The 24724-nt window shown below is 41.2% G+C and carries 17 protein-coding genes and 1 tRNA gene; 9 read left to right on the forward strand and 9 right to left on the reverse strand.

Going from position 1 to position 24724, the window contains the following annotated elements:
• The first annotated feature begins 46 nt into the window (after positions 1 to 46).
• On the forward strand, positions 47 to 1456 hold the full coding sequence (locus L2672_RS00980; RefSeq protein ID WP_248993963.1) for a hypothetical protein: 1410 nt from the start codon (positions 47 to 49) through the stop codon (positions 1454 to 1456).
• A gap of 44 nt (positions 1457 to 1500) precedes the next feature.
• Here L2672_RS00980 and L2672_RS00985 read toward each other — a convergent pair whose 3' ends face one another.
• The 6 genes from L2672_RS00985 to L2672_RS01010 form a co-directional block, all read right to left on the reverse strand.
• Complete coding sequence (locus L2672_RS00985; protein WP_248993964.1) at positions 1501 to 3741, reverse strand: PAS domain-containing protein; 2241 nt, start codon at positions 3739 to 3741, stop codon at positions 1501 to 1503.
• Positions 3742 to 3822: 81 nt separating this feature from the next.
• The gene (locus L2672_RS00990) at positions 3823 to 4458 is read right to left on the reverse strand and encodes a TatD family nuclease-associated radical SAM protein (RefSeq protein ID WP_248993965.1); all 636 of its coding nucleotides are present in this window, start codon (positions 4456 to 4458) and stop codon (positions 3823 to 3825) included.
• Between the two features lie 145 nt (positions 4459 to 4603).
• The gene (locus tag L2672_RS00995) at positions 4604 to 7735 is read right to left on the reverse strand and encodes an efflux RND transporter permease subunit (RefSeq protein WP_248993966.1); all 3132 of its coding nucleotides are present in this window, start codon (positions 7733 to 7735) and stop codon (positions 4604 to 4606) included.
• Positions 7735 to 8967 (reverse strand): efflux RND transporter periplasmic adaptor subunit, encoded by a 1233-nt coding sequence (locus L2672_RS01000; protein WP_248993967.1) that lies wholly within the window; start codon positions 8965 to 8967, stop codon positions 7735 to 7737. Before L2672_RS01000 ends, L2672_RS00995 begins: the two co-directional genes overlap by 1 nt.
• A gap of 355 nt (positions 8968 to 9322) precedes the next feature.
• Positions 9323 to 10546: an ATP-dependent RNA helicase SrmB gene (gene srmB / locus L2672_RS01005; RefSeq protein ID WP_248993968.1), complete on the reverse strand. Its 1224-nt coding sequence runs from the start codon at positions 10544 to 10546 to the stop codon at positions 9323 to 9325.
• Between the two features lie 55 nt (positions 10547 to 10601).
• On the reverse strand, positions 10602 to 11321 hold the full coding sequence (locus L2672_RS01010) for a tRNA1(Val) (adenine(37)-N6)-methyltransferase (protein WP_248993969.1): 720 nt from the start codon (positions 11319 to 11321) through the stop codon (positions 10602 to 10604).
• A 493-nt stretch (positions 11322 to 11814) separates the two neighbouring features.
• Between L2672_RS01010 and brnQ the strand changes: the two genes are divergently transcribed.
• The 4 genes from brnQ (at position 11815) to recJ (ending at position 16810) form a co-directional block, all read left to right on the forward strand.
• A complete protein-coding gene (gene brnQ, locus L2672_RS01015; RefSeq protein WP_248993970.1) occupies positions 11815 to 13140 on the forward strand; it encodes a branched-chain amino acid transport system II carrier protein in 1326 nt (441 codons plus the stop codon).
• Between the two features lie 73 nt (positions 13141 to 13213).
• Positions 13214 to 14119 carry a site-specific tyrosine recombinase XerD gene (gene xerD / locus L2672_RS01020; RefSeq protein WP_248993971.1) on the forward strand — a complete coding sequence of 302 codons (906 nt, stop codon included), beginning with the start codon at positions 13214 to 13216 and terminating at the stop codon, positions 14117 to 14119.
• A 123-nt stretch (positions 14120 to 14242) separates the two neighbouring features.
• Complete coding sequence (gene dsbC / locus L2672_RS01025; protein WP_248993972.1) at positions 14243 to 14959, forward strand: bifunctional protein-disulfide isomerase/oxidoreductase DsbC; 717 nt, start codon at positions 14243 to 14245, stop codon at positions 14957 to 14959.
• A 126-nt stretch (positions 14960 to 15085) separates the two neighbouring features.
• Positions 15086 to 16810, forward strand: a complete 1725-nt coding sequence (recJ, locus tag L2672_RS01030; protein WP_248993973.1) for a single-stranded-DNA-specific exonuclease RecJ — start codon at positions 15086 to 15088, stop codon at positions 16808 to 16810.
• 552 nt (positions 16811 to 17362) lie between these two features.
• Here recJ and L2672_RS01035 read toward each other — a convergent pair.
• Together L2672_RS01035 and L2672_RS01040 are read right to left on the reverse strand one after the other, a co-directional pair.
• Positions 17363 to 17438, reverse strand: a tRNA-Phe gene (locus L2672_RS01035).
• Between the two features lie 182 nt (positions 17439 to 17620).
• Entirely contained in the window at positions 17621 to 18379 is a 759-nt protein-coding gene (locus L2672_RS01040) for an outer membrane protein assembly factor BamD (protein ID WP_248993974.1), read from the reverse strand.
• 124 nt (positions 18380 to 18503) lie between these two features.
• On the opposite strand from L2672_RS01040, the gene rluD reads away from it, so the two are divergent.
• The 3 genes from rluD to clpB all read left to right on the forward strand — a co-directional run bounded on the left by rluD (position 18504) and on the right by clpB (position 22990).
• Positions 18504 to 19478, forward strand: a complete 975-nt coding sequence (gene rluD / locus L2672_RS01045) for a 23S rRNA pseudouridine(1911/1915/1917) synthase RluD (protein ID WP_248993975.1) — start codon at positions 18504 to 18506, stop codon at positions 19476 to 19478.
• A complete protein-coding gene (gene pgeF / locus L2672_RS01050) occupies positions 19479 to 20234 on the forward strand; it encodes a peptidoglycan editing factor PgeF (RefSeq protein WP_248993976.1) in 756 nt (251 codons plus the stop codon).
• A 182-nt stretch (positions 20235 to 20416) separates the two neighbouring features.
• Positions 20417 to 22990 carry an ATP-dependent chaperone ClpB gene (clpB, locus tag L2672_RS01055; RefSeq protein ID WP_248993977.1) on the forward strand — a complete coding sequence of 858 codons (2574 nt, stop codon included), beginning with the start codon at positions 20417 to 20419 and terminating at the stop codon, positions 22988 to 22990.
• Positions 22991 to 23072: 82 nt separating this feature from the next.
• Here clpB and L2672_RS01060 read toward each other — a convergent pair whose 3' ends face one another.
• The gene (locus L2672_RS01060) at positions 23073 to 23549 is read right to left on the reverse strand and encodes a hotdog fold domain-containing protein (RefSeq protein ID WP_248993978.1); all 477 of its coding nucleotides are present in this window, start codon (positions 23547 to 23549) and stop codon (positions 23073 to 23075) included.
• Positions 23550 to 23748: 199 nt separating this feature from the next.
• Here L2672_RS01060 and L2672_RS01065 point away from each other — a divergent pair, with 199 nt between their 5' ends.
• Positions 23749 to 24675, forward strand: coding sequence for a polyprenyl-phosphate transporter (locus tag L2672_RS01065; RefSeq protein WP_248993979.1), 927 nt, complete (start codon positions 23749 to 23751; stop codon positions 24673 to 24675).
• Positions 24676 to 24724: the final 49 nt, after the last annotated feature.

Below are 24724 nucleotides of genomic sequence, written 5' to 3' on the forward strand. Positions count from 1 at the left end.
TTTTGTAGTAAGATGAATGCTATCTATTCATCAGTTGAGAACGTTTGTGGCCAAAGTCAAAGTTAAACAAGAAGAAGCTTTGTCAGTTAAATTTAGTCATCAAATGGGGACAGGCGAGCAAAGGGTATTTGATTTATTCTTTTTCTTACCCAGTGAGATGTGGATAGACAGTAAAACCTTAGACGAAGAAGAATACTACCATAGCGGTATTGTTGGACGTCGTTCCTATTTCTCACAAGCCCTTCACCTACCTTTAGTACAGTCACGTTTTGCCAGTTTAAATAAGCGAACTTTAGAAGAGTTTCGACTTTACTTAAATCTGTTTGCTTACCAATTTGCTGTGGCCATTGAAACTGACGCGAAAGAGTTGCGCCAGCAAACGGATACCGGATTATTTTTTACGGCATTAGATGAACTCAGTGAACAAGTTAGCCAACTGCTGAAAAAGTTTCGCCGCAATGAGCCCAGTGAAGAAAAGTGGAAGTCTTACTTTGAACATGCCGATAATTATCTTTCTTGGTTTTGTGAGCAACAACTACTCAAAACTGTTGCCCATGGGCCAAGAAGCGCTGAGCATAATGACGTCACAGAAAAAGTGATTAGTTTATGTCGTGCTGAAAATCATTATCGTGAAGAAGTGAAGCGATACAACTCTGTACGAACTCAGCAAGATGCCAATAGAATCTCTAATAAAATGTTACTGTTGCGCCGCTTAATACAACAAGGCGTGGTATTAAAAGAAGAACTAAAGCCACTTGGCGTTGGCCTTAAAAAGTTGGTGACGGGGTTAGCTACGGGCTTGGTTATGTTGGTTGTATCAGCATTAATTTTCAAAGCTCAGGGCTTTTTTAATGGCTTAACCATTACCTTATTATTCACTCTTGCGGTTATTTACGGTTTTCGTGAAATCTTTAAAGAAGATATTCGTGAGGCAATGTGGCGTTTGATTCAACGTGGCCGTCCAAGGTGGAGCCGTATTCTGCGTGACACCAGCACTCAAGCCGTAGTGGCTAAACAGCTAGTGTGGCTTGAGTTTATACGCCCTCAAGATATCCCTGAGCCTGTTGTTGATATTATGAAGCAGCGACACAGTCAAAACAAAGTGGAAACCACCACCTTACACTATCGCATTTCAACTAAAGTCACCAATAAGCCCTTTGAAGCGGGATACTCGCAAATTCAAGAACAAGTTAACTTTAGCTTAGCGCCATTTGCTCGCCATTTAGAACGGGGTAAAGCAAAAATTTACCGTGAGTCTGATGGTAAAATCAGTAATGAATCGGTTGAGCGCCGCTATCAACTAAACTTAGTGGCGGTGTTGCGCGATGGTAAAGAACCAGCAGAGTATGCTCGATTTAAAATTACCATGAACCGTTCAAGTATTGTTGAAATAACCGAAAGTAAACTGCCGGATAACATCAACCCATTCAGTGTTGAACCGAGTGAGTCTCACTGATTTCCCTTTTAGGTAAGTTGCTAGAGTCTAATTAATGAGGGTGTTTACTCCCCAAAATTAACTGTGGTTGTTCGGGTAAATGCTTGGCAAATATTTTGGTCGCTCGATTGTTTAGCTCGCTTAAGAGCGACTTCTGCATTCGCTAAGTATTGTTTCAGGCTTTGTTGTTCACTATAACCCGCTATACCGATATTAATTCCTTCATCTAAATTATGGCTGGCTAAGTTGTCTAAAATTTTAATGGCAAATAAATGCGCTTGAGTGGCATTAGTTTGAGGTAAAAACAGTACCAAACGACCGAGCTGCCATTGAGATAATTGATAGCTTACTGGCAAGTCTAATAATAATTTAGATTCAATTTCTTCTTGGCGAGTCTCAAGGCGGCTAATGTCGCCCATATTGCTGAAAATACCTTCAGGATTAATATCCATTACCATTAAGCTAGAACTGGTTTTGATGACTTCACTGGTATTGTTAAAGTGGTTTTCTAAATCCACTAAACGTAGAACAGTACTACTTTTAGGCGACTTAACCCATTTGTTCGCAACGGATTGAGATGAACAATGCTCTATGGTAAAGATTAAATACTCTAAATCTCCCTCTTGAGACAGATTTCCACTGACAATCATTTTTAATTTTTTGCTAAATCGGCTTTCATCAAATGGCTCTACATAACCTTGCCATTCTCCTTGTAAGGTCACTTGAGTTAAAATGTTATTCCAAATTTTAGTGACTTCATCACCCAATAAGTTTTTTAGTTGTACTTCAGTATCTCCGCGTAACTTCATCAGTTGGTCAAAACTATGGTTACAATTAACCAGTTTACCTTGAGCATCGGTTAGGGCTGTCGCAATAGTAGTTTCACTGAGTAATTGACTTATATGCGCGTCGTTACGGCTGGCTACTAGCTCACTGATATCATTGAATACCACAATCCAATATTGCTCGGTAGTACTAATCGCTTGGCGATGAATGTGAATATTGACTTTATGATTATCGTTTTCAAGGCTAATTGCCCCTGTCCAATAGTTATGTTCATGAAGTGTGCTGGTTATTTGCTCAAATTCATCGTCGCTTATGTTTAACACTCGCTGCAAACTACGATCATTTAAGGTATTTAATTGGTATTTTAACACCTTAGCTGCACTATCATTTATGCCTAAAATACGTCCCTTATCCGTTGTAACCGCATAACATAACTCAGTTTTAAATAGGCCATTTGAAAGATGTATGCTGTTTTCTCTGGCCTTTTTTTCCAGCAAAAATATGGTTCGATACAAAATTAATCCAATAGCCAACAATCCTATAGTCACTGAGGCGATGATCAGTACTATGGCCCATTGTTCATATCTGGCGGCAATATCTTTATGACGAATATAGGATAAAAAGAAATACTCACGCTTGTTTTCATTTTGACTGGCTATTTCTACCTTTAAATAAACAAAGGTGGAGTTTTTGCTGTGATACTGACCAAAATTATTCATTGCCATTTCACGCCACAATTCAGGAGCGGATTGCTTTAAACTCGCTCCCAAGGTGTCGGGCATGTTGGGTAAAGGGTTTGCCTGGTTAGCCCCCGCGTATAAAAAGCTTTGATTATCTAACAACATCAATGGCGAGTTGATATTAAAAAATGACGGTTTAATGGTATCAAGTAGGCGAGTTACGGAGTTAAATGTTACCAAATAGCCATTAATAGATTGATCAGGGTTTTCTAGCCAAGCAAGTTGATAAATATAAGGCTCTAACTTGCCCTCTATTGGTGTAAACGCCATGTCAGAAGAATAAATATCTTGCCCTCCCATTGAGCGCTTACCTTGCAATAATTTTTCCGGAATGGTTAATCCGTTTAAATTATCTGATGTTGAAAATCTTAACTTTCCTTGAGGGTCATATAAGGCTAATCCAAGTAATTCGGGAATATGATTTGTCAAAGATTGCCAGCTTTGAAGAAGTTTTTGCTGTTGTTTTTCTGTTGGATTAGCTAAGAACTGTTTAAGTAGTTCACTGTTGGCGAATGTTTGTGTTCTGAACTGCATAAAGCCCATTTTATCTGAAGCAAGAGAGGCAACCGTTTGCAGTTCACTGTATCGTTGTCCTGCCCAGTCATCTTGTAAGCTTTTTTCACCTAAATTGATGATCATTTGGGTGACAATAATAATGCTGATAATGAGTAAAATAATTTGTGCTGAAATAGACAGAATTTGTGTGCGAGACCAACGGACATCTTGCACAAGTGCAATGTGTGAAGAGGTATTTGATAATGAGCTTTTTCGTTTAAACATTGCGCCAACTTTGTTTGCTTAATTACGCTTTAAGTTCCTAAAAGACTGGCTTGAATCTTAGCATGATTTATCTCAATAATGTTAACCCACAACATCAAGTTCTCGCTGAGTAAATTGGCATCCAGCATCTAAGGCAATTTGCTGACACTTAGCAATATCGACACCTTCTAAGCCATTGATTGCACTTACAGATACTTGAGAGATAAATTGAGGAGCAAGGGTAATAAACTCTCGTACAGCAGTATAAGTATTGGTCAATTTAGGGCGGCAATGTAACTCATAGGCGGCGGCATTATCAGCATTTAGCGAAATCGACATAGCATCAATATACGGGGCTAATTCAGGCAAAATATTACGGCGATGAAATAGATTACCTAAGCCATCGGTATTTAATCTAATGCTTGCTCCACGTGACTTAAGTGTTTTGGCGACTTCAATTAAGGTGTCTAAGTTCAGTGTGGGTTCACCATAACCGCAAAAAACATATTCGTTAAATTGGCTGACATCCCCCAGCAAAGGAATAATATCCGCGGCTTTAATCGTTTTACTTAAGGTTAAATCATATTGGCCAACCTGTTTACTACCGTTATGTTTGGGACAAAACTGACAACGAAGCGTACAACGACTGGTAAGATTGATATACCGGTTGTGGCGAATGTCATATACCAAGGTATTGTTGACTGCTGTTTGTGTATTGCTTGTTTCAGTTGAGTTCATTTTGCAGAAGTGTCAAATAGAGGTCATTGTTGGATATTTTACTGCAATTTAGTCTAGTTGGATGTTGTGTCGATCTCAGTTCAAAATAAAAACAGCGCCGGTGGGCGCTGTTTTAGGGGTGTTAATGTCACGCATTAAGCTAACATTATTGATAATCTGCCTCACTACTTTTAGGTTGCCACCACCAATGATAAAAGCGTGTTAATGTTCGTTTTATATCATCTAAAATAATATATAACACCGGTACTAAAATCAGCGTGACAACGGTAGAAAAGAGAATACCGAACGCTAATGACGTGGCCATTGGTATAACAATTTTAGCTTGTAGGCTTTTCTCCATAATAATGGGGGCTAAGCCAACAAATGTGGTTAAGGAGGTCAGAATAATCGCCCTAAAACGATAGCAACCTGAGTCTATAGCCGATTGCATGATTGATTTACCTTCTTCACGGGCTTTATTAACAAAGTCGACTAAGATAAGTGAGTCATTCACTACTACCCCTGCCAGAGCAACAATGCCGCAAAGGCTTAAAACGCTCATTGATAAGCCCAGTAAAAAGTGACCCACTAACGCGCCAATCATACCAAAAGGGATGACAGACATGATAATCAGTGGCTGGCTGTATGATTTTAGCGGGATAGCCATTAACGCATAAATGGTAAACATGGCGAAGAAAAACCCTTGCAGTAAACCAATTAATGCATTTTGTTCATCTAAACTGCTGCCATCTAAACTTGCAGAAACATGAGGGTATTTAGCCGTTAGCTGAGGAATAAAATCTTGTTGAATTTCATTAACCACTTTACTGGGCTCTACTTTATTTTTGTTGACGTTGGCTTGAATGGTTATCGCCCGACGGCCATCTACACGAGTAATAGAGGCATAAGAATCGCCCAGCTCAATAGCTGCAACGGTAGAAAAAGGCACGGTTTGCCCATTACCCGTTCTAATCAGCATGTTTTCAAGGTGTCCAATAGTTCGGCGTTGTTCCAGTGGGTATCTCACCATCACCTTCACTTCTTCTTTGTTACGTAAAATTCGTTGGGCTTCATAGCCATAAAAGCCATATCGAACTTGGCGTGCTAAATCAGATAAAGTTAATCCTTGTGCTTCAGCCTCTGGTAAAATATTTAATCTAATTTCGTGACTGCCAGAAGAGAAGTTGTCTGCGATGTCATAAACCCCTTGGTAAGTCGCTAACTTTTCTTTCAGTTCGTTAGAGGCTTGTGCCAGTTGTTCAAGATCGCTAGAGGTTAATCTGAAAGAAATATCCCCGCCAGATTCGTTGGTGCTGGCGTTAATATTGAGCTTTTTGACCGATAATAATTCAGGTAGCTGTTTACGCCATTCTTCGGCAATGGTGACGCCGTCAGCTTCTCGGTCTTCACCCTTAGTTAACTCGGTAAAAATAAATGCTGAAGTGCGAGAGTTTAATGCCACAAAGCTGTGTTTTACCACGCCTGTGCCGTACTCTTTTTCCATTACTGCATCCATTTTATATAAGGCATCTTCTATTTGCTGCACAGCAGTTAGCGTGTTGATTTCAGAGCTGCCTTCATCCATTTCAAGTTGCACTTGAATAAAGTCTGATGGAATATCTGGGAAAAATACCCAGCGAACCTTACCACTGGTCACTAAAGTGACTGATAAAATTAATACTCCAACAAACAGCGCGACTACGTTATATCGATGCTTAATACACTTCTGCAAGAAGTGGCGGTAGTGGTTGTGAATGAAAAATTGCAGTTTGTCATTTAACGCGACTTTAAAGCGAGAAAATACATTGGTTGGAGCCCGTTTTTTACGGACCTTCATGTGAGCCAAATGTGCAGGCAAAATCAGTTTTGACTCAACTAATGAGAAGGCTAGGCATAAAATCACAATCATGCCGATAGACTTCCAAATAATTCCCATCGGGCCTGATACCATAATCATCGGCGTGAACGCTGCAATGGTGGTTAACACGCCAAAGGTTGCCGGCATGGCGACTTTTTTGACCCCAGTTATTACATTATTAAGCGAGTGACCTTGCTCTTCTACCTCTGTGTAGGCGCTTTCACCAATAACAATGGCATCATCGACCACAATACCTAGTACCAGTATGAAGGCGAATAACGTCAACATGTTGATTGACATACCCACGGTCGGCATAAGCAACATGGCACCTAAAAAGCAAACGGGTAGACCCATCATGACCCAAAAGGCCAGTTTTAAATCTAAAAACAATGCCAAGATGATGAATACCAATAAAGCGCCGTAAAACATGTTTGACAGCATCATGTTAAGTCGGCCTTGTAGGTAATGGGTTAAATCTCCCCATGTATCTAATTCGACATTGGCTGGAAGGGTCGTTTTACGTTCAGCAATATAGTTTTTAACTTGCTCAGAAATAGCCAATGCATTTTGGTCATCAATACTGGTGACTTCAATAATCGCGGCAGGTTTGCCATTAAAGCGGGTGTACTCTAAACGTTCTTCAAAGCCATCTTTAATTTCGGCAACTTCAGACAGTAAAATACGGCTACCATCAGCACGAGTTGATACCACGATTTTGGCAAAATCATCGCCAGTATAAGCTTGGCCTTTGGTTCTAAGAAGAATGTCGCCATCTTGGGCTCTAATTGAACCACCGGGTAAATCGAATGATGAGTTTTGTACTGCTTGAGCTACTTGGGTAAAGCTTAATCCGTACTCGCGTAACTTATCTTCAGAGACTTCAATGCCAATTTCGTAGTCGCGAACACCATTCAATTTAGCTCGAGTGACTCCAGGTAAGTCAGTGATATCATCACGTATAACTTTAGCTAGCTCTTTCATGTCATGTAATGACATATCACCATAAACTGACACCCAAATTACATTGTTCTCAGGTTTTATCTGGAAAATATTGGGCTTTTCAATGTTATCAGGAAAGGTTGATATGGCATCAATGCGCAGTTTTGCTTCATCAAGAACATCTTGAACATCATAATCATCGTCAACCTCAATGGTGACAGAGCCGACGCTATCACTGGCTACAGAGGTGATTTTTTTAATCCCTGACACATCCTCAATGGCTTCTTCAATTTTGATGTTAATGCCTTCTTCAATTTCTTGAGGGGCAGCGCCAGGATAAGCAACGTTGATATTAATCAGGTTTAAGGTAAAGCTTGGAAAGACCTCTTTGTTAATCAGTAAGGCACTGAATAACCCGCCTCCAATGAGTACCAGCATTAATAGATTTGCCGCAACATTGTTGCGAGCAAACCAAGCAATAATTCCAGAATGACTTTGCATTACAGTTCTCCTGTTCCGCTATGAGTCTCTTGAGTTGCTTTGGTGCTGACGGCGTCATTTGAAATGTCATTTTCAGGTGTCGCTTCATCGCTTTCACCTAATATTTTAACTTTTTGTTTATCAGATAAGTTGGCAACGTTGGTAACTGATATACGTTCACCAGCAGTGAAACTGTCTTTAATGTAGACATGGTCGATGTCTGTTTTGACTATTTTCACTTTGCGCATCTCAATGGTGTTGTCATCTTTGACTACTGCAACCTGGTCATTACGGACTACGTGACGAGGCAGTTTAACGATACCATCGACGGTGCGTCCCTTAATAACCGCGTTGACAAAGCTGCCATATTTTAACGGCAGTTGATCGGTTGTTTGTTGCTTAATTAAGTACGGATCAACCACTTCTGCGACTAAATAAACCATGCGGTTTTGTTCATCAATCATATTTTCACTACGAATGATTTTGCCTTGCCAAGATATGTCTTTACCTGCTAGTGAGGCACTTAAAGTGACATGAGTGTCGGGGTTGTCTACGGACTCTAAATAAGCGAGATCATTATTCGTTAGCGGTAAGCGAATTTCGGCGGTGTTTACATCATATAACTCACCTAAAATGGTGCCGAGGGTGACATATTGACCAAGATCGACAATACGTTCTTTAATAATGCCGTCAAAAGGAGCGCGAATGACGGTACGCTCTAAGTTACGCTGCGCTCTAGCCAGAGCCGCTTGGGCAGATTTAACATTAGCTTGTTCTTTTTTGAGTTGAGGAATACGCAGTCCTAACTCAGGTGCAACGCCATTTTCAAAGTCTTTGAATTCAATTTTTGCCACTTCACCACGGGCAATCTCTTCATCAAGCATCGCCTTTGCCTGCGCTAGTGCCGCTTCAGCTTGCATAAGATCCGCTTCATAATCCGATGGTTCTATGACAGCCAATTTTTCACCCGCTGTTACCATTCCGCCGGCAACAAAGTGATCAGAAATACTTTGTAAACGGCCTTTTACTTCAGTGACTAATTGCGTTTTGTATTTGGGGTTAACCACTCCATAAGATGGGAGGTTTAAGGATACGGTTTGAGGTTTAACCGTCATGACATCGACAATCGTTAATACTTCCGTATCTTCTTTTTGTTCTGGAGTTTCTTTAGTACTCATTAGCAACATTGCTAAGCCAATAAATACTATCAATATGAAAAGAGGAGCGAGTCTTCTTAAAATTGTTTTTATCATTCTATATGCGTATCCATGCTGAATTTATTGTCTTATTTTTAAGCGTTAAGCACTTAACTGAATTATTATTTTTATTAAGCTTATCAATATTTAACTACGTTATCAGATTCTGTCTATATTCGAAATACCTTTGTGTAAAGCATGGGTTAAAAAATGTTAAATTATTGTTTATTTTTGAGGCTTTGAAGATTGATCGCATTTGTTGTACGAAATAAAAGGGCGAGGTGATCATTCAATATTGAATTGAGCAAAGCGGTTTATCATTAACTAAAAAGCGAACCTTTGATAGGTTCGCTTTTAAATAAGCATGCACAATATAGGCTAGCAACTCATCATTAACGTTTTGAGCACTGAGTTACTTTTTCTTAGACTTTTTGGAGCCTTTTTTAGCATCTTGCTTAGACTTATCTTTTTTCTTACCTGGAGGCTTAGCTTCTTTATGCTTAGGGCGTAACTCTTCAATCACTCTGCGCTTTAGTGGTTGTTGAATATAACGCTCAATTTTACCCACAATACGAATATCATGTGCTTCAACTAAAGAAATTGCAGTGCCTTTTGCACCAGCACGTCCGGTTCGACCTATGCGATGCACATAAGTATCGGCTGAGCGAGGCATATCAAAATTGATAACATGAGTGATATCGTCAATATCGATGCCGCGTGCAGCAACATCGGTTGCTAACAATACGTTGACTTCACCTTTAATAAAGCGGCCTAACGCTTGAAAACGTTTCTTTTGCTCCATGTCTCCGCGCATAAAGGCACAAGGTATCTCGGCTTTTAATAGTTGGCCTTCTAAGCTGGCAACCACATCGCGGGTTTTAACAAATACAATGGCGCGTTTTACTTGTTCTTGCCTTAAAATATTACATAGCAGTGCAAACTTATGATCTTTGTCATCCGCTAAATGTACCCATTGATGAATTTTGGCTTTTTCACTGCGTGGTGAATCAACATCAATATGAATGGGGTCGGTCAGAAGATCTCTGGCGAAACGGTCTACGCCACCGCCTTCTAAAGTTGCTGAAAACAGCATGTTTTGTTTGCGACCTTGAGCTTCAATGGCAATTGCTTGAACCACTGAAGAGAACCCCATGTCTAACATGCGATCGGCTTCATCAATAACCAGTAAGTCGACTTCTGTTGCGTCAAACTTTTTCTTATCTAAGTATTCCATCAAGCGGCCAGGTGTGGCGATTAAAATATCGACATTACCCGCTAATGCTTCTTCTTGTGGTGCGTAAGGTACACCACCAGTAATAATGGCAATATCTAGCTCTAAATCGGTGGCTAAATGGCAAGCATAGCGATGAATTTGGCTAGCTAATTCACGAGTTGGCGTGAGTACCAATACTCTGGCTTGACCATTAAATCGACGTGGGAAGTCTATTAAGTGTTGCAGTGCAGGTAGCAAAAAGCTGGCAGTTTTACCTGTACCCGTTGGTGCACGTGCAAGAATGTCCCGCTGTTCCATTGCCATTGGAATCGCTTCTTGTTGAACCGTGGTTGGGCTTTTATGGCCCATGGCTTTGAGTGAATCTAATAGCCTTGGGTCTAAATCAAAATCTTCAAATAACATGCACGTGGGTCTCACTTAAAAGTAGCCGAACATTATAGCTGACGAATTCATTTGGCTAAAGTTTTAAGTAAAATTCTTGGCATAAATTTATCATTTCTGCTGAGTACTGGCCTTGTTTGTCTCGAATATACAGCGAGCCAGTGATAACAGCCTTGTTATGATTTGCATGGGTTAGTGCGAGCAAGAGTCGGTTAGGCGGCTTTCCTTGTACACTGCTTACGGCAATGTTGTGCGAAACCTGAAGCCCCGCTTGTGATAATGCTTGCATAAACTCTGCTTCACTGGTGTGTGGAATAATAATACTTGCAAGCCCAAGTGGGGCTAAACATTGTTTGATTGCATTGAGTAATTCTTTAAAAGTTAAAGTATTGGTGTGTCTGGCATTGGCTCTGGCGGTGTGGGTTGTTTGAGGGCCATGATTGAAAAACGGTGGGTTGCATATGATGTGATCAAATTGATTGTGTGCAGGAGCCGTTAAACAATATTGCTGGATGCTGGTATTGAGCAGGGTGATTTTTTGCGGCCAAGGACTATTTGCAATGTTCTTTTGACTATCCTCATAAGCTTTAGCATCGAGTTCTATTGCCGTAATCGTTGTAGATGCCTTAGTGCGCTGCGCCGCCATTAACGTTAATACTCCACTACCGGAGCCAATATCTAAAATGGTGTTAGCCGTTGATAATTGAGCCCAAGCGCCCAGTAAAACCGCATCTGTACTAACTAACATGCCGCAATGGCTGTCATCTATATGGAATTGTTTGAAGGTAAATGGCATATCAATAACAAGGGGTAAAATTTGCAGTAGATTATAACCTGATTCAATAAAATGAATGGCATTTTTAAGGCTGACTTAATGGCCTATATTGGCTACTTTAAGAAAGTTGTTGTGTTGTCGGGTTTTTGTTGCGCATTTTGCAAGGTTGTTTTTGGCTTGTATCAGACTATGGGGGTATGTTTTTGTTGATAAATCTATTTTTGCTAATGTTCCTCTGAGTTCTTGTTTAATCGCTTGGTGTTTGTTATTAGTTCCCTTGTCTTTAGTGACTAAATACATCTCGATTAATCAATTTCATATTGTGTTTGATAAACATCGTTGATAGATGGGATTAATCCGGTTGTTTTTTACACGAAAAAGATGTTTTTTGTCTCTTCTTACCTGTAATTAAAAGTTTACGATTTAGGTGGTGGTGGCAAAATTAGCAGTAGCTTAATTTAATTTGATCACTTAAGTTGGTTAAATAACAAATAAAACAAAATGAGACTTCAACGTGCAAACAACTAAAATATCAATTGGCGATACCTTTGGCTTAGGTTTTATGACTTTCGCATTCTTTTTGGGTGCGGGTAACCTAATTTTTCCTCCATTTGCTGGCTTCTTAGCGGGCGAAAACATGTCACTAGCGATGGTAGGCTTTCTGTTAACTGCTGTAGGTATGCCGTTGATTGGTCTTGTAGCCGTCGCGAAAGCTAACGGTAAAATTATGTCTTATTTGCCAGCATTTGCGGCAACCAGTTTAGCGGTGGCAATTTACATTATTATTGGGCCTGCTTTTGCGGCTCCAAGAACCGGATTAGTGGCATTTGAAATTGGTGCTAAACCTTTTATTGAAAATGCTGATGCGGTTTGGGTTATTGCGGGACAGTCCATTAATATTGCTCAGTTAATGTTTACGTTATTCTTCTTTGGCATCGTGATGGTGATGTGTCTTTATCCTGGAAAGTTATTAGATAATGTCGGAAAAGTATTAACGCCAGTGCTACTTATTTTATTAGTTGCGTTAGCATTAAGTGTGATGTTTATTCCGGGGTCAACCATTGGCGCGCCTCAACAAGGTTATATTGAAGATGCCTTATCAACTGGCATTATCGACGGCTACAATACAATGGATACCTTAGCGTCAATCATGTTCGGTATGTTGATTATTGATATTTTACGTCGCAAAGGGGTTAATGATGCTGCTGATCAAACCAAGTATTTAATCCGCGCGGCTATTATAGCGGCCTCTGGTTTGGCATTTGTTTATATTTCATTATTTTTCTTAGGTATGACTGCTGGCGAGTTAGCTGAAGGCGCTTCTAACGGCGGTGCTATCTTAACTAATTATGTTGAACATCACTTTGGTACATTAGGCATTGTAATGTTGTCTACTGTAGTAGGGTTAGCTTGTTTAACTACGGCTATTGGTTTGGTGACAGCATGTGCGGAGTTCTTTAATGAGTTATTGCCGTCTATTTCTTACAAACGCTTTGTGGTTATTTTCAGTGTGGCTTGTGCCACGGTAGCTAATGTAGGTTTAGCCCAGTTAATTTCAATTAGTATTCCAGTGTTAATGACCATCTACCCAGTAGCTATTGCCTTAGTGTTGGTTACCTTTATTACCGGACGTTTTGCAAGACCTGAGTTTTCTCAGCGCCTGATATTATCTGTCGCATTGGTATTCGGTATTTTAGATGGTTTAAATGCTGCAGGTGTTGATATGTCAGTGTTTAACTTCTTGCCATTATTCTCTCAAGGTATGGCCTGGTTATTACCTAGTGCTATAGCTGCTGGTATCTGTTTGTTTTTGCCAAAAAGTAATCAAACCGCTAGCTAAGAAAGCTAATTAATCTTGATGTTAGATATGCTATCGTGACGGTGGCATATCTAACGCATTAATTGGTAATCCCTTGAAATCAAAATCATATAAACCTTCAGCAATTATTGAACAATTTTTAGATGACTTATGGTCTACCAAAGGCCTGAGCGATAATACATTGTCATCTTATCGCACTGACCTTTGTCATTTTGAACGATTTGTTTTGTCACAGTCATCCACTCTGCTTGATGTTAATGATGCACTGATCAAAGCGTACTTAGCCGAGCGGTTTGAGCAACAGTTTGCTAAAAGTAGTACCGCCAGATTATTAAGTAGCCTTAGACGTTTTTATGGTTATCTTGTGTTGTATAACCACATTCAAAAAGATCCCACCAGTTTAATAGAATCACCTAAATTAAATCGTGCGTTACCAGATGCATTGTCTGAAGCTCAAATTGATGCCTTATTATCGGAGCCTGACGTCGATGACCCTATCGAAAGTCGCGATAAAGCCATGTTAGAGCTGTTATATGCGACTGGTTTAAGGGTTACTGAGCTAGTGAGCTTAACCATGGATCAAATTAGTTTAAGGCAAGGCGTAGTAAGAGTAACGGGCAAAGGCGGCAAAGAGCGCTTAGTGCCTCTGGGAGAGTTAGCCGTTGAAGAAGTTGAGCACTATATAAAGTCTGCTCGGCCTGCATTATTGAACATGAAGCAGTCAGATGTATTGTTTCCCTCCAAACGAGGGCAAATGATGACAAGGCAAACCTTTTGGCACCGAATCAAGCTGTATGCAGTAAGAGCGGGCATTACGACACACTTGTCACCGCACACGTTACGTCATGCCTTTGCTACCCATTTACTGAATCATGGTGCGGATCTGCGTGTGGTGCAATTGCTATTAGGTCACAGCGATTTATCGACCACCCAAATTTATACTCATGTTGCAAAAGCTAGATTGCAACAATTACATCAGCAACATCACCCAAGAGGGTAGAGTTTGTTACATAAAACTCAATTAAGCTTCATTCAGCATAGTTGCGTTTAAACAATTTAATCTGTAAGTTTTGCAGGTAAAGTCGGGTCTAGTTTAGGTGTACCCGTATAATTAGGAAATTTCATGAAATTATCTACAGCCTTATTACTTGTCGCCAGCATGGTGGCTCCCGCATTGGCCTCTGCCGCATCGACAACCGAAGGCAGCAATGCACAATTAACATCAGAACTATCAAATAAATTGGGTGTACAAATTCATAGTGTTCAGCCTTCTCCCGTAGCAGGTTTGCTGCAGGTGATGACTGACCGTGGCGTGTTATATATTACTGAAGATGGATCTAAACTGTTTCACGGTAATATTTATGATATGAATGACCGGATGAAAAATCTCACTGAAGCGTCATTGGCTGGCCCGCGTTTAGAAATGATCAAACCATTAGTACCTGACATGCTGGTTTATAAAGCTAAAAATGAAAAGCATGTGGTGACGGTATTTACCGATGTTGATTGTGGTTACTGCCGTAAATTACATAATCAAATGAGCGATTATAATGATCTAGGCATTACGATTCGTTATCTTGCATATCCTCGTGCAGGTATTCCTTCTGCAAATGCTGATGAAATGCAAGCCGTTTGGTGTGCTAAAGACCCATTGAAAGCAATGACCGAGGCTAAGTCTGGTGGTAACGTAAAGGCGGCTAGTTGTGATATTGATATCAGTAAACAATACAACGCAGGTCGTGCAATTGGGATTAATGGTACACCAGCATTAATATTAGAGGATGGCACTATGATCCCTGGCTACCAACCCCCTGAAGATTTAATCAAGACATTAGATTAAGCCATCAAATAATATATTAAGGTGAGCCAATGCTCACCTTTTTCTCAACGGTTATTCAACTCATCAACCTGAATTCTGGGACCATTTATTAATCAGAGTTTGGGTTAATAAACCTAGGGATCTATTTTGTCTCACAAGATTATTCGACGCGCTCATGTTGATGACAGTCATTTACCTGCAAATCTCCCGTCACTATTAAAACAACTTTATGCTCGTCGTGGCGTTGGCCAAGATGAATGTGAACTTGTACTCGCTAAATTGCTGCGCCCAAATACCATGAAAGGTTTAGATGTCGGCGCCCGTTTAATTGCAGATGCCATTCAAGCGGAACAAAAACTATTAATTGTGGGTGACTTTGATGCCGACGGTGCTACATCAACTAGTGTGTGCATGTTGGCGTTAAAGATGATGGGCGCTCAGCATGTTGATTATTTGATTCCCAACCGTTTTGATTATGGTTATGGCCTAAGCCCTGAAATTGTTTCTGTGGCACGTTCAAAAGGCGCAGAAGTGCTTATTACCGTCGACAATGGCATTTCATCCATTGCGGGGGTCAAAGCGGCTAAGCAATGTGGCATGACGGTTATTGTTACCGACCACCATTTACCTGGCTCAGAATTACCCAAGGCAGATGCCATTGTTAACCCAAACCAGCCTGATTGTCAGTTTGCCAGTAAATCTATTGCCGGTGTTGGGGTCGCATTTTATTTAATGACCGCCATTCGTGCAGAGCTTCGCCAGCGTAACTGGTATCAACAACGTTCTATTATTGAGCCCAACTTAGCTGAGTTATTAGATATTGTGGCCTTGGGAACGGTAGCCGATGTGGTTTCGCTTGACCCCAATAATCGTATTTTGGTTCAAGCTGGTTTACAAAGGGTTAGAGCAGGGCGCTGTCGTCCAGGCATTACCGCATTACTTGAAGTGGCCAAGCGTGACCCCAGTAAAATTGTTGCAGCTGACTTTGGTTTTGCTGTTGGGCCAAGGTTAAATGCAGCAGGTCGTCTTGATGAAATGGCGCTAGGGGTAGAAACACTGCTGTGTGATGATATTTTACGTGCCAGAAGAATGGCCCATGAGCTTGATGCACTTAACCAAGACCGCCGTGATATTGAAGCCGGAATGCAACAAGAGGCGTTAAAAAGTCTGCAAAGTTTTAATTTAGATGAAGCGAGCTTACCTTGGGGCGTTGCCTTGTTTCAGCCTGATTGGCACCAAGGGGTTATTGGCATTTTAGCTTCAAGAATTAAAGACCGATATCATCGACCCGTGATTGCATTTGCTGATGCTGGAAATGGTGAAATAAAAGGGTCTGCTCGTTCAATTAAAGGCTTGCACATGCGGGACTTATTAGAGCGAATTAATTCTCAACACCCAGGGATGATTATTAAGTTTGGTGGCCATGCTATGGCCGCAGGGTTATCACTTAAAGCCGATGCTTTTGAGCTGTTTAAGCAAGCTTACGATGATGCTGTGAAAGAAGTATTAAACTATGAGCAGTTAACCGGCGAGCTTCTGTCTGACGGTGAGTTGCCTGTAGATGATATGACCCTCGACACAGCGTTTATGTTACGCAATGCAGGGCCTTGGGGACAATCATTTGAAGAGCCTTTATTTGACGGCTTTTTTAACGTTATTCAGCAACGCATAGTGGGCGAGAAGCATTTAAAACTGTTACTTGAAACCGAATGCGGCAAAATCATGTTAGATGGCATTGCATTCAACATTGATTTACAGACATGGCCAGATGCCACAATTAAGCATGCCCGTGTAGTGTATAAGCTTGATGTGAATGAGTTTAGGGGTAATCAAACTGTGCAATTAATGGTTGAGCACATTGAGCCCATGTAGGCCATTTAGCTTATTCTGCATGGTGTTTCGCTGACCTCAGTTTAAATGGAAACTTTGAGGTATACAGACTTAAATGCTTTATATTTTTAGTGACGAGTATGGTCAAATCGAAGAGACAATAATCAAGGTGTAGATGAGCCAGCGAGTATCCAAAACATGGATGTTTTGGTTAAGCCCACAGGGAAGTGCTTGCGGCGTCTCGCTGGATTATCTACACGATAGGGGCGCTCTTTCACATCTGACCCATAGGGATATGGGAAATGTCAGTGTGATGTATGGAACATCACTGACCATGTGATCGCGACATTCCGTTCATCCTGAACATCCCAGCGGCAGGCAATTGGTTAAATTGAAGCTATGGTTTTCTATGCCTGAACAGAGATAAATGAATTAAAAACTGGGTTCCTGAAAAAATAAGGGGCCAGTGTTAATTAAACAAGTTGAGATAGTTCTTTCATCTGAATGACAATTGATGATAATACGCCAGATACAAAAAAGCCTCGCATTGCGAGGCTTTTTTGTGAGATGTCGACTAAGTCAGCACCTATAATATGGTGCCCGAACCCGGAATCGAACCAGGGACACGAGGATTTTCAATCCTCTGCTCTACCGACTGAGCTATTCGGGCGACGGGCGCTATTAAACGGTTTTTATGGCCTAGAGTCAAATTATTTTTTGAAATAAACGTGATTTTAGGTTTGTTTGTACAAGATTGCTGCAAATGGATTAAAACATAGCCGAAATAAGTTATTGAACGGCAGATACAAAAATGGCCTCAATTAAGAGGCCATTTTTTTGGGGTACTGAAAATTAGTTTAATAACTCATTATCAGGAAAGTTAGCCTGCATAACCGATAAGGCATTTTGTTTCAGTTTTTCTTGGCCTAACTCATCGTAAGCTGTGGCCATAATTTCTAAAGCAGACTCTGCTTCTGGTGTATTAGGGAATTTTTCTAATACGGTTTGCGCTCGAACCGCTGCAGCACTCCACGCATTCATTTTGATATAGTAACGAGCAACATTAATAGAGTAACGCGCTAAACGGTTTTTTAAATACTGCATACGTTGTTGAGCATCGGCAGCATATTTACTGTTTGGGTAGCTTTTAATGAGGCGATCAAAGTCTTTAAATGCGTCTTCAGCGTTCTTTGGATCACGATCTGTACGATCAATGTTCATCATATCGTGAAATAAATAACTATCTGCCTGCATATTTGTTAAACCACGCATATAATACACGTAGTCAATATCTGGGTGAGTTGGGTTCAAACGAAGAAAGCGATCAATATTCGCTAATCCTGACGCCACATCATCCATTTTGTAATAGGCAAAAATAAGGTCTAATTGCACCTGGGTCTTATGGGGGCCAAAAGGATAACGAGAATCTAATGCTTCTAACGTTCTAACGGCTTTAGAATAGTTACCTAGCTCCATAGAGGTTCTTGATTGTGAATAAAGCACCTCAGGAGAGGCTTTGTTGCTTATCTCAAGATCTTCTGGACTACTACTACAAGCGGTAATGGCGATAGAAAATAATGCTAAGGCGGCGCTTTTGGCTAATTTATGCATACTTGAATTCAATTCTTTTATAAGTTGTTGTTAAGAATTTTTCCATTTCACGGTAAAATAGAAAACATCCGATTGTAACAGATACTACATTTACTTTGGACCCCATAAATGGGGTACGGTTCCTATGACACAAGAGATTAATCTAAAAAGCGAGATCACATCAACCCAAACAGGACAAAGAATCGACCAAGCATTGGCGACACTTTTTCCTGATTACTCGCGCACACGCATCAAAGAATGGATTTTATCCGGTGCAGTTACCGTAGACGGTATCATAGTAGACAAGCCTCGGGAAAAGGTTTTTGAATTACAGTTAATTGAAATTAACGCCACTTTGCAAGAAGAAGTCAAAGCAGAGGCACAAGCAATTGACTTAAATATCGTTTATGAAGACGACGATATAATTGTTATTAACAAACAAGCTGGCTTAGTGGTTCATCCTGGTGCTGGTAATGCCGATGGCACATTAATGAATGCATTATTGCATCATTGCCCTGATATTGAGCATGTACCCAGAGCCGGTATTATCCATCGTTTAGATAAAGACACCACAGGCTTAATGGTGGTGGCTAAAACCGTGGAAGCACAAACACACCTTGTGGCTGCACTTCAGGCCAGAGACATTGTCCGTGAATATGAGGCCATTGTTATTGGCACCATGACTGCGGGTGGTATGGTTGACGAGCCTATTGATCGTCATCCTACTAAACGAGTACAAATGGCGGTAGTGAATGGCGGTCGTCCGTCGGTGACTCATTATCGTGTTGCGGAAAAATTCCGTGCCCATACTCGTTTGCGTTTGCGTCTTGAAACGGGTCGTACTCACCAAATTCGTGTCCATATGGCGCATATTGGCCATGTATTAGTGGGCGATCCTGTGTACGGCGGTCGTCCTCGTCCACCTAAGGCCGCTAGCCCAGAGTTTTTTGAGCAATTAAAAAGTTTCAATCGTCAGGCGTTACACGCTGTAAGACTAGAATTAGCTCATCCTGTTACTTGTGAAATCATGAGCTGGCAAGCGCCAATTCCTGAAGACATGGTGCAGTTAACTAAAGCATTGCGTAAAGATACTGAATTAAACCCAGTCGAGTATTTATAAATGCATACTCCTGATTGGCCCTTACCTTGCAATGTTGGTTTTGCGTTTACCGACCGACATGGCGGCGTTAGCAATGCACCCTATAACAGCTTAAATTTAGGGTTACATGTTGATGATGCTCCGCAACAGGTATTGGCTAATCGGCGCATTTTAGTTGAAAAACTGCAACTGCCTAATGAGCCTATTTGGCTTGAGCAGGTTCATGGTATTGATATTCTGCCTTTGGATGACTATTCGATAGAACATCAAGCAGCTAAACATAGTGCAATTCCTATTGCCGATGGCAGTTACACCCGCCAAGTGGGTCAAGTTTGTGCTGTAATGACCGCAGACTGTTTGCCAGTGTTGTTATGTGACAAACAAGGCACACAAGTGGCGGCAGTACATGCTGGCTGGCGAGGGTTATGTGCTGGTGTTATCGAACAAGCGGTGAAACAATTTACTACTTCTGCAGATAATATCATTGCCTGTTTTGGGCCCGCAATTGGGCCTAAAAGCTTTGAAGTGGGCCTTGAAGTGCGCCAAGCGTTTATCGACCAACATCCACACGCGGCAACCTGCTTCACCGAGGTAGCGCAACAACCCAATAAGTTTTTAGCCGATATGAAAGGCTTAGCGGGTATTCGGTTATCCGCACTGGGTATTTCAACCCTTTATAATCTCGATGAATGTACCGTGTTAAACCCAAACTACTTTTCTTACCGCCGCGACCAACAAACTGGCCGTATGGCCTCGCTCATCTGGCTTAAAGCTTAAAACGCTAAATACCTAGCAGTAAAAATTTATCTACCCAGTGGTTAAAAATGTGTAAATAATCGACAAGTTTTTGTCGGTTATTGCATCACTTGTCTTGAAATTGTTTTTAGTTGTCCCCATCTTTTAAGTAACAACATATCTTTATCGATATTCAATTTTTTGTATCAGATGTAGGAGGTTATATGAGACTCGATCGTATGACTAACAAGTTTCAAATTGCCATTTCTGATGCGCAGTCATTAGCATTAGGGCGCGACCATCAGTTTATTGAACCTATTCATTTAATGATGGCATTACTCAATCAAGACTCTGGCTCAATCCATCCTTTACTCACGCAGGCTGGCATGCGAGTCAGCGCGTTACGTTCATCATTAAGCCAAGAGTTAGAGCGCTTGCCGCAAGTTGAAGGCACTGGGGGAGACGTACAATTATCCCAAGGGTTAATTCGTCTGTTAAATCTATGCGATAAATTAGCGCAAAAGCGTAAAGATAAATACATTTCATCAGAGCTGTTTATTTTAGCGGCCTTAGAAGGCAATGACACTTTAGCAAAATCACTTAAAGATGCCGGAGCCACCAAAGAGTTATTGGAAAAAACCATTGAACAGGTGCGTGGCGGCCAAAAGGTTGATGATCCCAATGCTGAAGACCAACGCCAAGCCTTGAAAAAATTCACCATTGATTTAACCGAGCGGGCAGAACAAGGCAAACTTGACCCAGTTATTGGCCGTGACGATGAAATTCGTCGCACCATTCAAGTACTTCAACGTCGCAGTAAAAATAACCCAGTGTTAATTGGTGAACCCGGTGTGGGTAAAACCGCAATTGTGGAAGGGCTAGCGCAACGAATCGTCAATGGCGAAGTACCCGAAGGCATTAAAAATAAGCGGGTATTGTCGTTAGACATGGGGTCGTTAATTGCTGGGGCTAAATACCGTGGTGAATTTGAAGAACGTTTAAAAGCTGTGCTCAACGAACTTTCGCAAGAAGAAGGCCAAGTAATTTTATTTATTGATGAATTACATACCATGGTTGGTGCTGGTAAGGGCGAAGGTTCAATGGATGCAGGCAATATGCTAAAGCCTGCATTAGCCAGAGGCGAGCTACATTGTGTTGGTGCTACAACCTTAGATGAATACCGCCAATATATTGAAAAAGACGCTGCATTAGAACGTCGTTTTCAAAAAGTGATTGTAGACGAGCCAAGTGTTACTGACACCATTGCCATTTTACGCGGCTTAAAAGAGCGTTACGAGTTACACCATCATGTAGAAATCACTGACCCAGCAATTGTGGCTGCGGCCAGTATGTCTCATCGCTATGTTTCAGACCGCCAACTGCCAGATAAAGCCATCGACTTAATTGATGAAGCGGCATCCAGTATTCGCATGCAAATTGACTCTAAACCTGAAGCACTGGATAAATTAGAGCGCAGAGCCATTCAGTTAAAACTGGAAGAACAGGCCTTAATCAAAGAGTCAGATGATGCCAGCCGGAAACGGTTAGACCATCTGCAATTTGAATTAAAAGATGTTGAGTTTAAAGCCGCTGAACTGAATGAGATTTGGCATACCGAAAAAGCCGCATTAGCGGGAACCCAACATATTAAAGCAGATTTAGAGCAAGCTCGAATGGATATGGATGTTGCCAGACGGGCAGGTGATTTAACGCGTATGTCTGAATTGCAATATGGCCGTATTCCAGAGTTAGAAAAGCAATTGGATCTTGCTTCACAGGCTGAAATGCAAGATATGACTTTGTTACGCAATAAGGTCACTGATATTGAAATTGCCGAGGTACTTTCAAAAGCCACCGGCATTCCGGTGTCAAAAATGCTTGAGGGCGAGCGAGAAAAATTACTCCATATGGAAGAGGCCTTGCATGAGCGGGTTATTGGCCAAAACGAAGCTGTAGATGCAGTGGCAAACGCCATTCGAAGAAGCAGAGCAGGGCTTGCCGATCCGCAGCGTCCAATTGGCTCATTCCTGTTTTTAGGGCCAACAGGTGTCGGTAAAACCGAGTTGTGTAAATCATTAGCTAAGTTTTTATTTGATACCGAATCGGCATTAGTGCGCATCGACATGTCTGAGTTTATGGAAAAACACACGGTATCTCGATTAGTGGGCGCGCCTCCGGGCTATGTTGGTTATGAAGAGGGTGGATATTTAACTGAAGCCGTTCGTCGTAAACCTTACTCGGTTATCTTATTAGATGAAGTAGAAAAGGCTCATCCAGATGTGTTTAATATCTTATTACAGGTGTTAGATGATGGCCGTTTAACTGACGGGCAAGGCCGCACGGTAGACTTTAAAAATACCGTTATCATTATGACATCAAACTTGGGATCTGACCGCATTCAAGAAAGCTTTGGCCAAGCCAGTTATGATGAAATGAAACGTAGCGTCATGGACGTGGTGATGCAAAACTTCCGCCCCGAGTTTTTAAACCGTGTTGATGAATCAGTGGTGTTCCACCCATTGAACGCTGAAAACATTAAACACATTGCTAAAATTCAAATTGAATTACTGCAACAAAGGCTAGCGGAAAAAGATTTTGAGCTGCAAATAGCAGATGAAGCCTTGTCATTAATTGCAGAAGCAGGGTTTGATCCGGTTTATGGCGCAAGGCCGTTAAAACGAGCATTGCAGCAAGAAGTGGAAAACCCATTGGCGCAACAGCTATTACGGGGTGATCTTGTTCCAGGCAAAGTGATCCGTGCAGAAGTGATAGATGGCCAACTCGTGTTTAATCAATAACATGTTCTAAATTAAAAAGGGGCTCAGCGCAGTTTATCGCTGAAGCCCCTTTTTTAATGGCAAACTTTTGCTTAATCGCAGCTTACTTTTGCGGTTTTTCTGAAATCCACAGTTTAATATGCCCCTGAACTACCACAACACCGTTAGTGTCATAGGCTTTAACATCCACTAGCATGTCACCCACTTGCCATTGTTCAGGCGATACTTGGGCAACACATAAAATATCGCTTCCGGCTTTGGCAGTGTAGTCTACGCTCATCCCCTTAGGTATCCAGCGCAAATGCTTTGGAATAGAGGCCTCAGCCATTGTGCCCATCGCCATTTCTAAGCCATTACAAATAGCAATAACATGCACAGTACCAATATGGTTTTGTACTCCTTTGCGTTTTTTAATGAGGCATTCGCAGCGGTTTGGCTCAAGTGACTTAATGAGCGGGTGAATAGTGCCAAAATAAGGTGCCATACGGGCGACCATTTTTGAGAAAATGTTGTGGCCAAAAGGATAGCTGGTGACCTTTTGATATAACGCCATGACTTTATTTGGTTTATTGTTATTCATAATCCGTTACGGGTTGTGGTTGTCTGGTCGGATGAGATTAACATTATTGTTACTTATGTTCTAGTCGACTCGCAAATTGACGAGAGCTTGGCTTTAGTTATCGCCAGTTAACTATTGGCAGAATATGAATAAAACTAGTGATTTCCAGCATCTTGATTGATAGGTATAATCCATAGAATTAACCATATAAGGATCGAAAGTGAATTCATTGATAACGTATTTAAAGGGCATGGCAATGGGCGCTGCTGATGTTGTGCCAGGGGTGTCAGGAGGCACAATTGCTTTTATAACCGGTATTTTAGATCCGTTATTAGAGGGGATAAAAAAAATAAACCCCAGTTTGTTTACCATTATTCGAACTCAAGGCATTAAAGCGGCATTTTTACACATTAATGGCCCGTTTTTACTGTGTGTTTTTGGCGGTATTTTAACCAGTATTTTTACCCTTGCTAAACTGATTTCGTGGTTACTGGTAACGCACCCCATTCCAGTATGGTCATTCTTTTTTGGTCTGATTTTATATTCCGTGATTCATATGCTTAAACAGGTTAGCCAGATGACGATTCTGCGAGGCATATTGTTTTTGATAGGGGCGATTTTTGCCTGGAGCATTACCATGCTTAGCCCTGTTTCAATGGACGCAACGTATATCAACTTTTTCATTGCTGGCTGTATTGCCATATGTGCGATGATTTTACCGGGTATTTCAGGTAGTTTTATTTTGTTATTACTGGGCATGTATCCTGCCGTTTTAGCCGCAGCTAAAGGCTTTGAGGTGAGTTATTTAATGTGTTTTGCTGCAGGTTGCGCAGTAGGGTTGTTAAGCTTCAGCCATGTGTTATCAGCCTTATTACGTAAGTTTCATGACGCCACCTTATTGTTTTTAACTGGTTTGATGCTGGGAACGTTAGGTAAAATTTGGCCATGGAAAGAGGTGATAACATGGCGCGAAAATTCTAGCGGTGAGCAAGTTCCATTGCTTGAGCAAAATTTAAGTCCATTTACATATCAAGCCCAAACGGGTGAAGCGCATTTACTCGGGTTAGCGGTTATTTTTGCCATTATCGGAATTGGGTTAGTTTGGTCACTAGAGTATTGGGGCAAAAAGCATCAAGGCTCAGAATAAACTAACTAACATCATCAAGTGATAGCATTTTACTTAATATTTAAACAGA

The organism is Shewanella gaetbuli (assembly GCF_023284065.1).
In the GTDB taxonomy this organism is placed as follows: domain Bacteria; phylum Pseudomonadota; class Gammaproteobacteria; order Enterobacterales; family Shewanellaceae; genus Shewanella; species Shewanella gaetbuli.

Coding starts and splice junctions, on each gene's coding strand:
- L2672_RS00985 (WP_248993964.1), bottom strand. CDS start 3,741: ATGTTTAAACGAAAAAGCTCATTATCAAATACCTCTTCACACATTGCA.
- L2672_RS00990 (WP_248993965.1), bottom strand. CDS start 4,458: ATGAACTCAACTGAAACAAGCAATACACAAACAGCAGTCAACAATACC.
- L2672_RS00995 (WP_248993966.1), bottom strand. CDS start 7,735: ATGCAAAGTCATTCTGGAATTATTGCTTGGTTTGCTCGCAACAATGTT.
- L2672_RS01000 (WP_248993967.1), bottom strand. CDS start 8,967: ATGATAAAAACAATTTTAAGAAGACTCGCTCCTCTTTTCATATTGATA.
- srmB (WP_248993968.1), bottom strand. CDS start 10,546: ATGTTATTTGAAGATTTTGATTTAGACCCAAGGCTATTAGATTCACTC.
- L2672_RS01010 (WP_248993969.1), bottom strand. CDS start 11,321: ATGCCATTTACCTTCAAACAATTCCATATAGATGACAGCCATTGCGGC.
- dsbC (WP_248993972.1), top strand. CDS start 14,243: ATGAAATTATCTACAGCCTTATTACTTGTCGCCAGCATGGTGGCTCCC.
- L2672_RS01040 (WP_248993974.1), bottom strand. CDS start 18,379: ATGCATAAATTAGCCAAAAGCGCCGCCTTAGCATTATTTTCTATCGCC.
- rluD (WP_248993975.1), top strand. CDS start 18,504: ATGACACAAGAGATTAATCTAAAAAGCGAGATCACATCAACCCAAACA.
- pgeF (WP_248993976.1), top strand. CDS start 19,479: ATGCATACTCCTGATTGGCCCTTACCTTGCAATGTTGGTTTTGCGTTT.
- clpB (WP_248993977.1), top strand. CDS start 20,417: ATGAGACTCGATCGTATGACTAACAAGTTTCAAATTGCCATTTCTGAT.
- L2672_RS01060 (WP_248993978.1), bottom strand. CDS start 23,549: ATGAATAACAATAAACCAAATAAAGTCATGGCGTTATATCAAAAGGTC.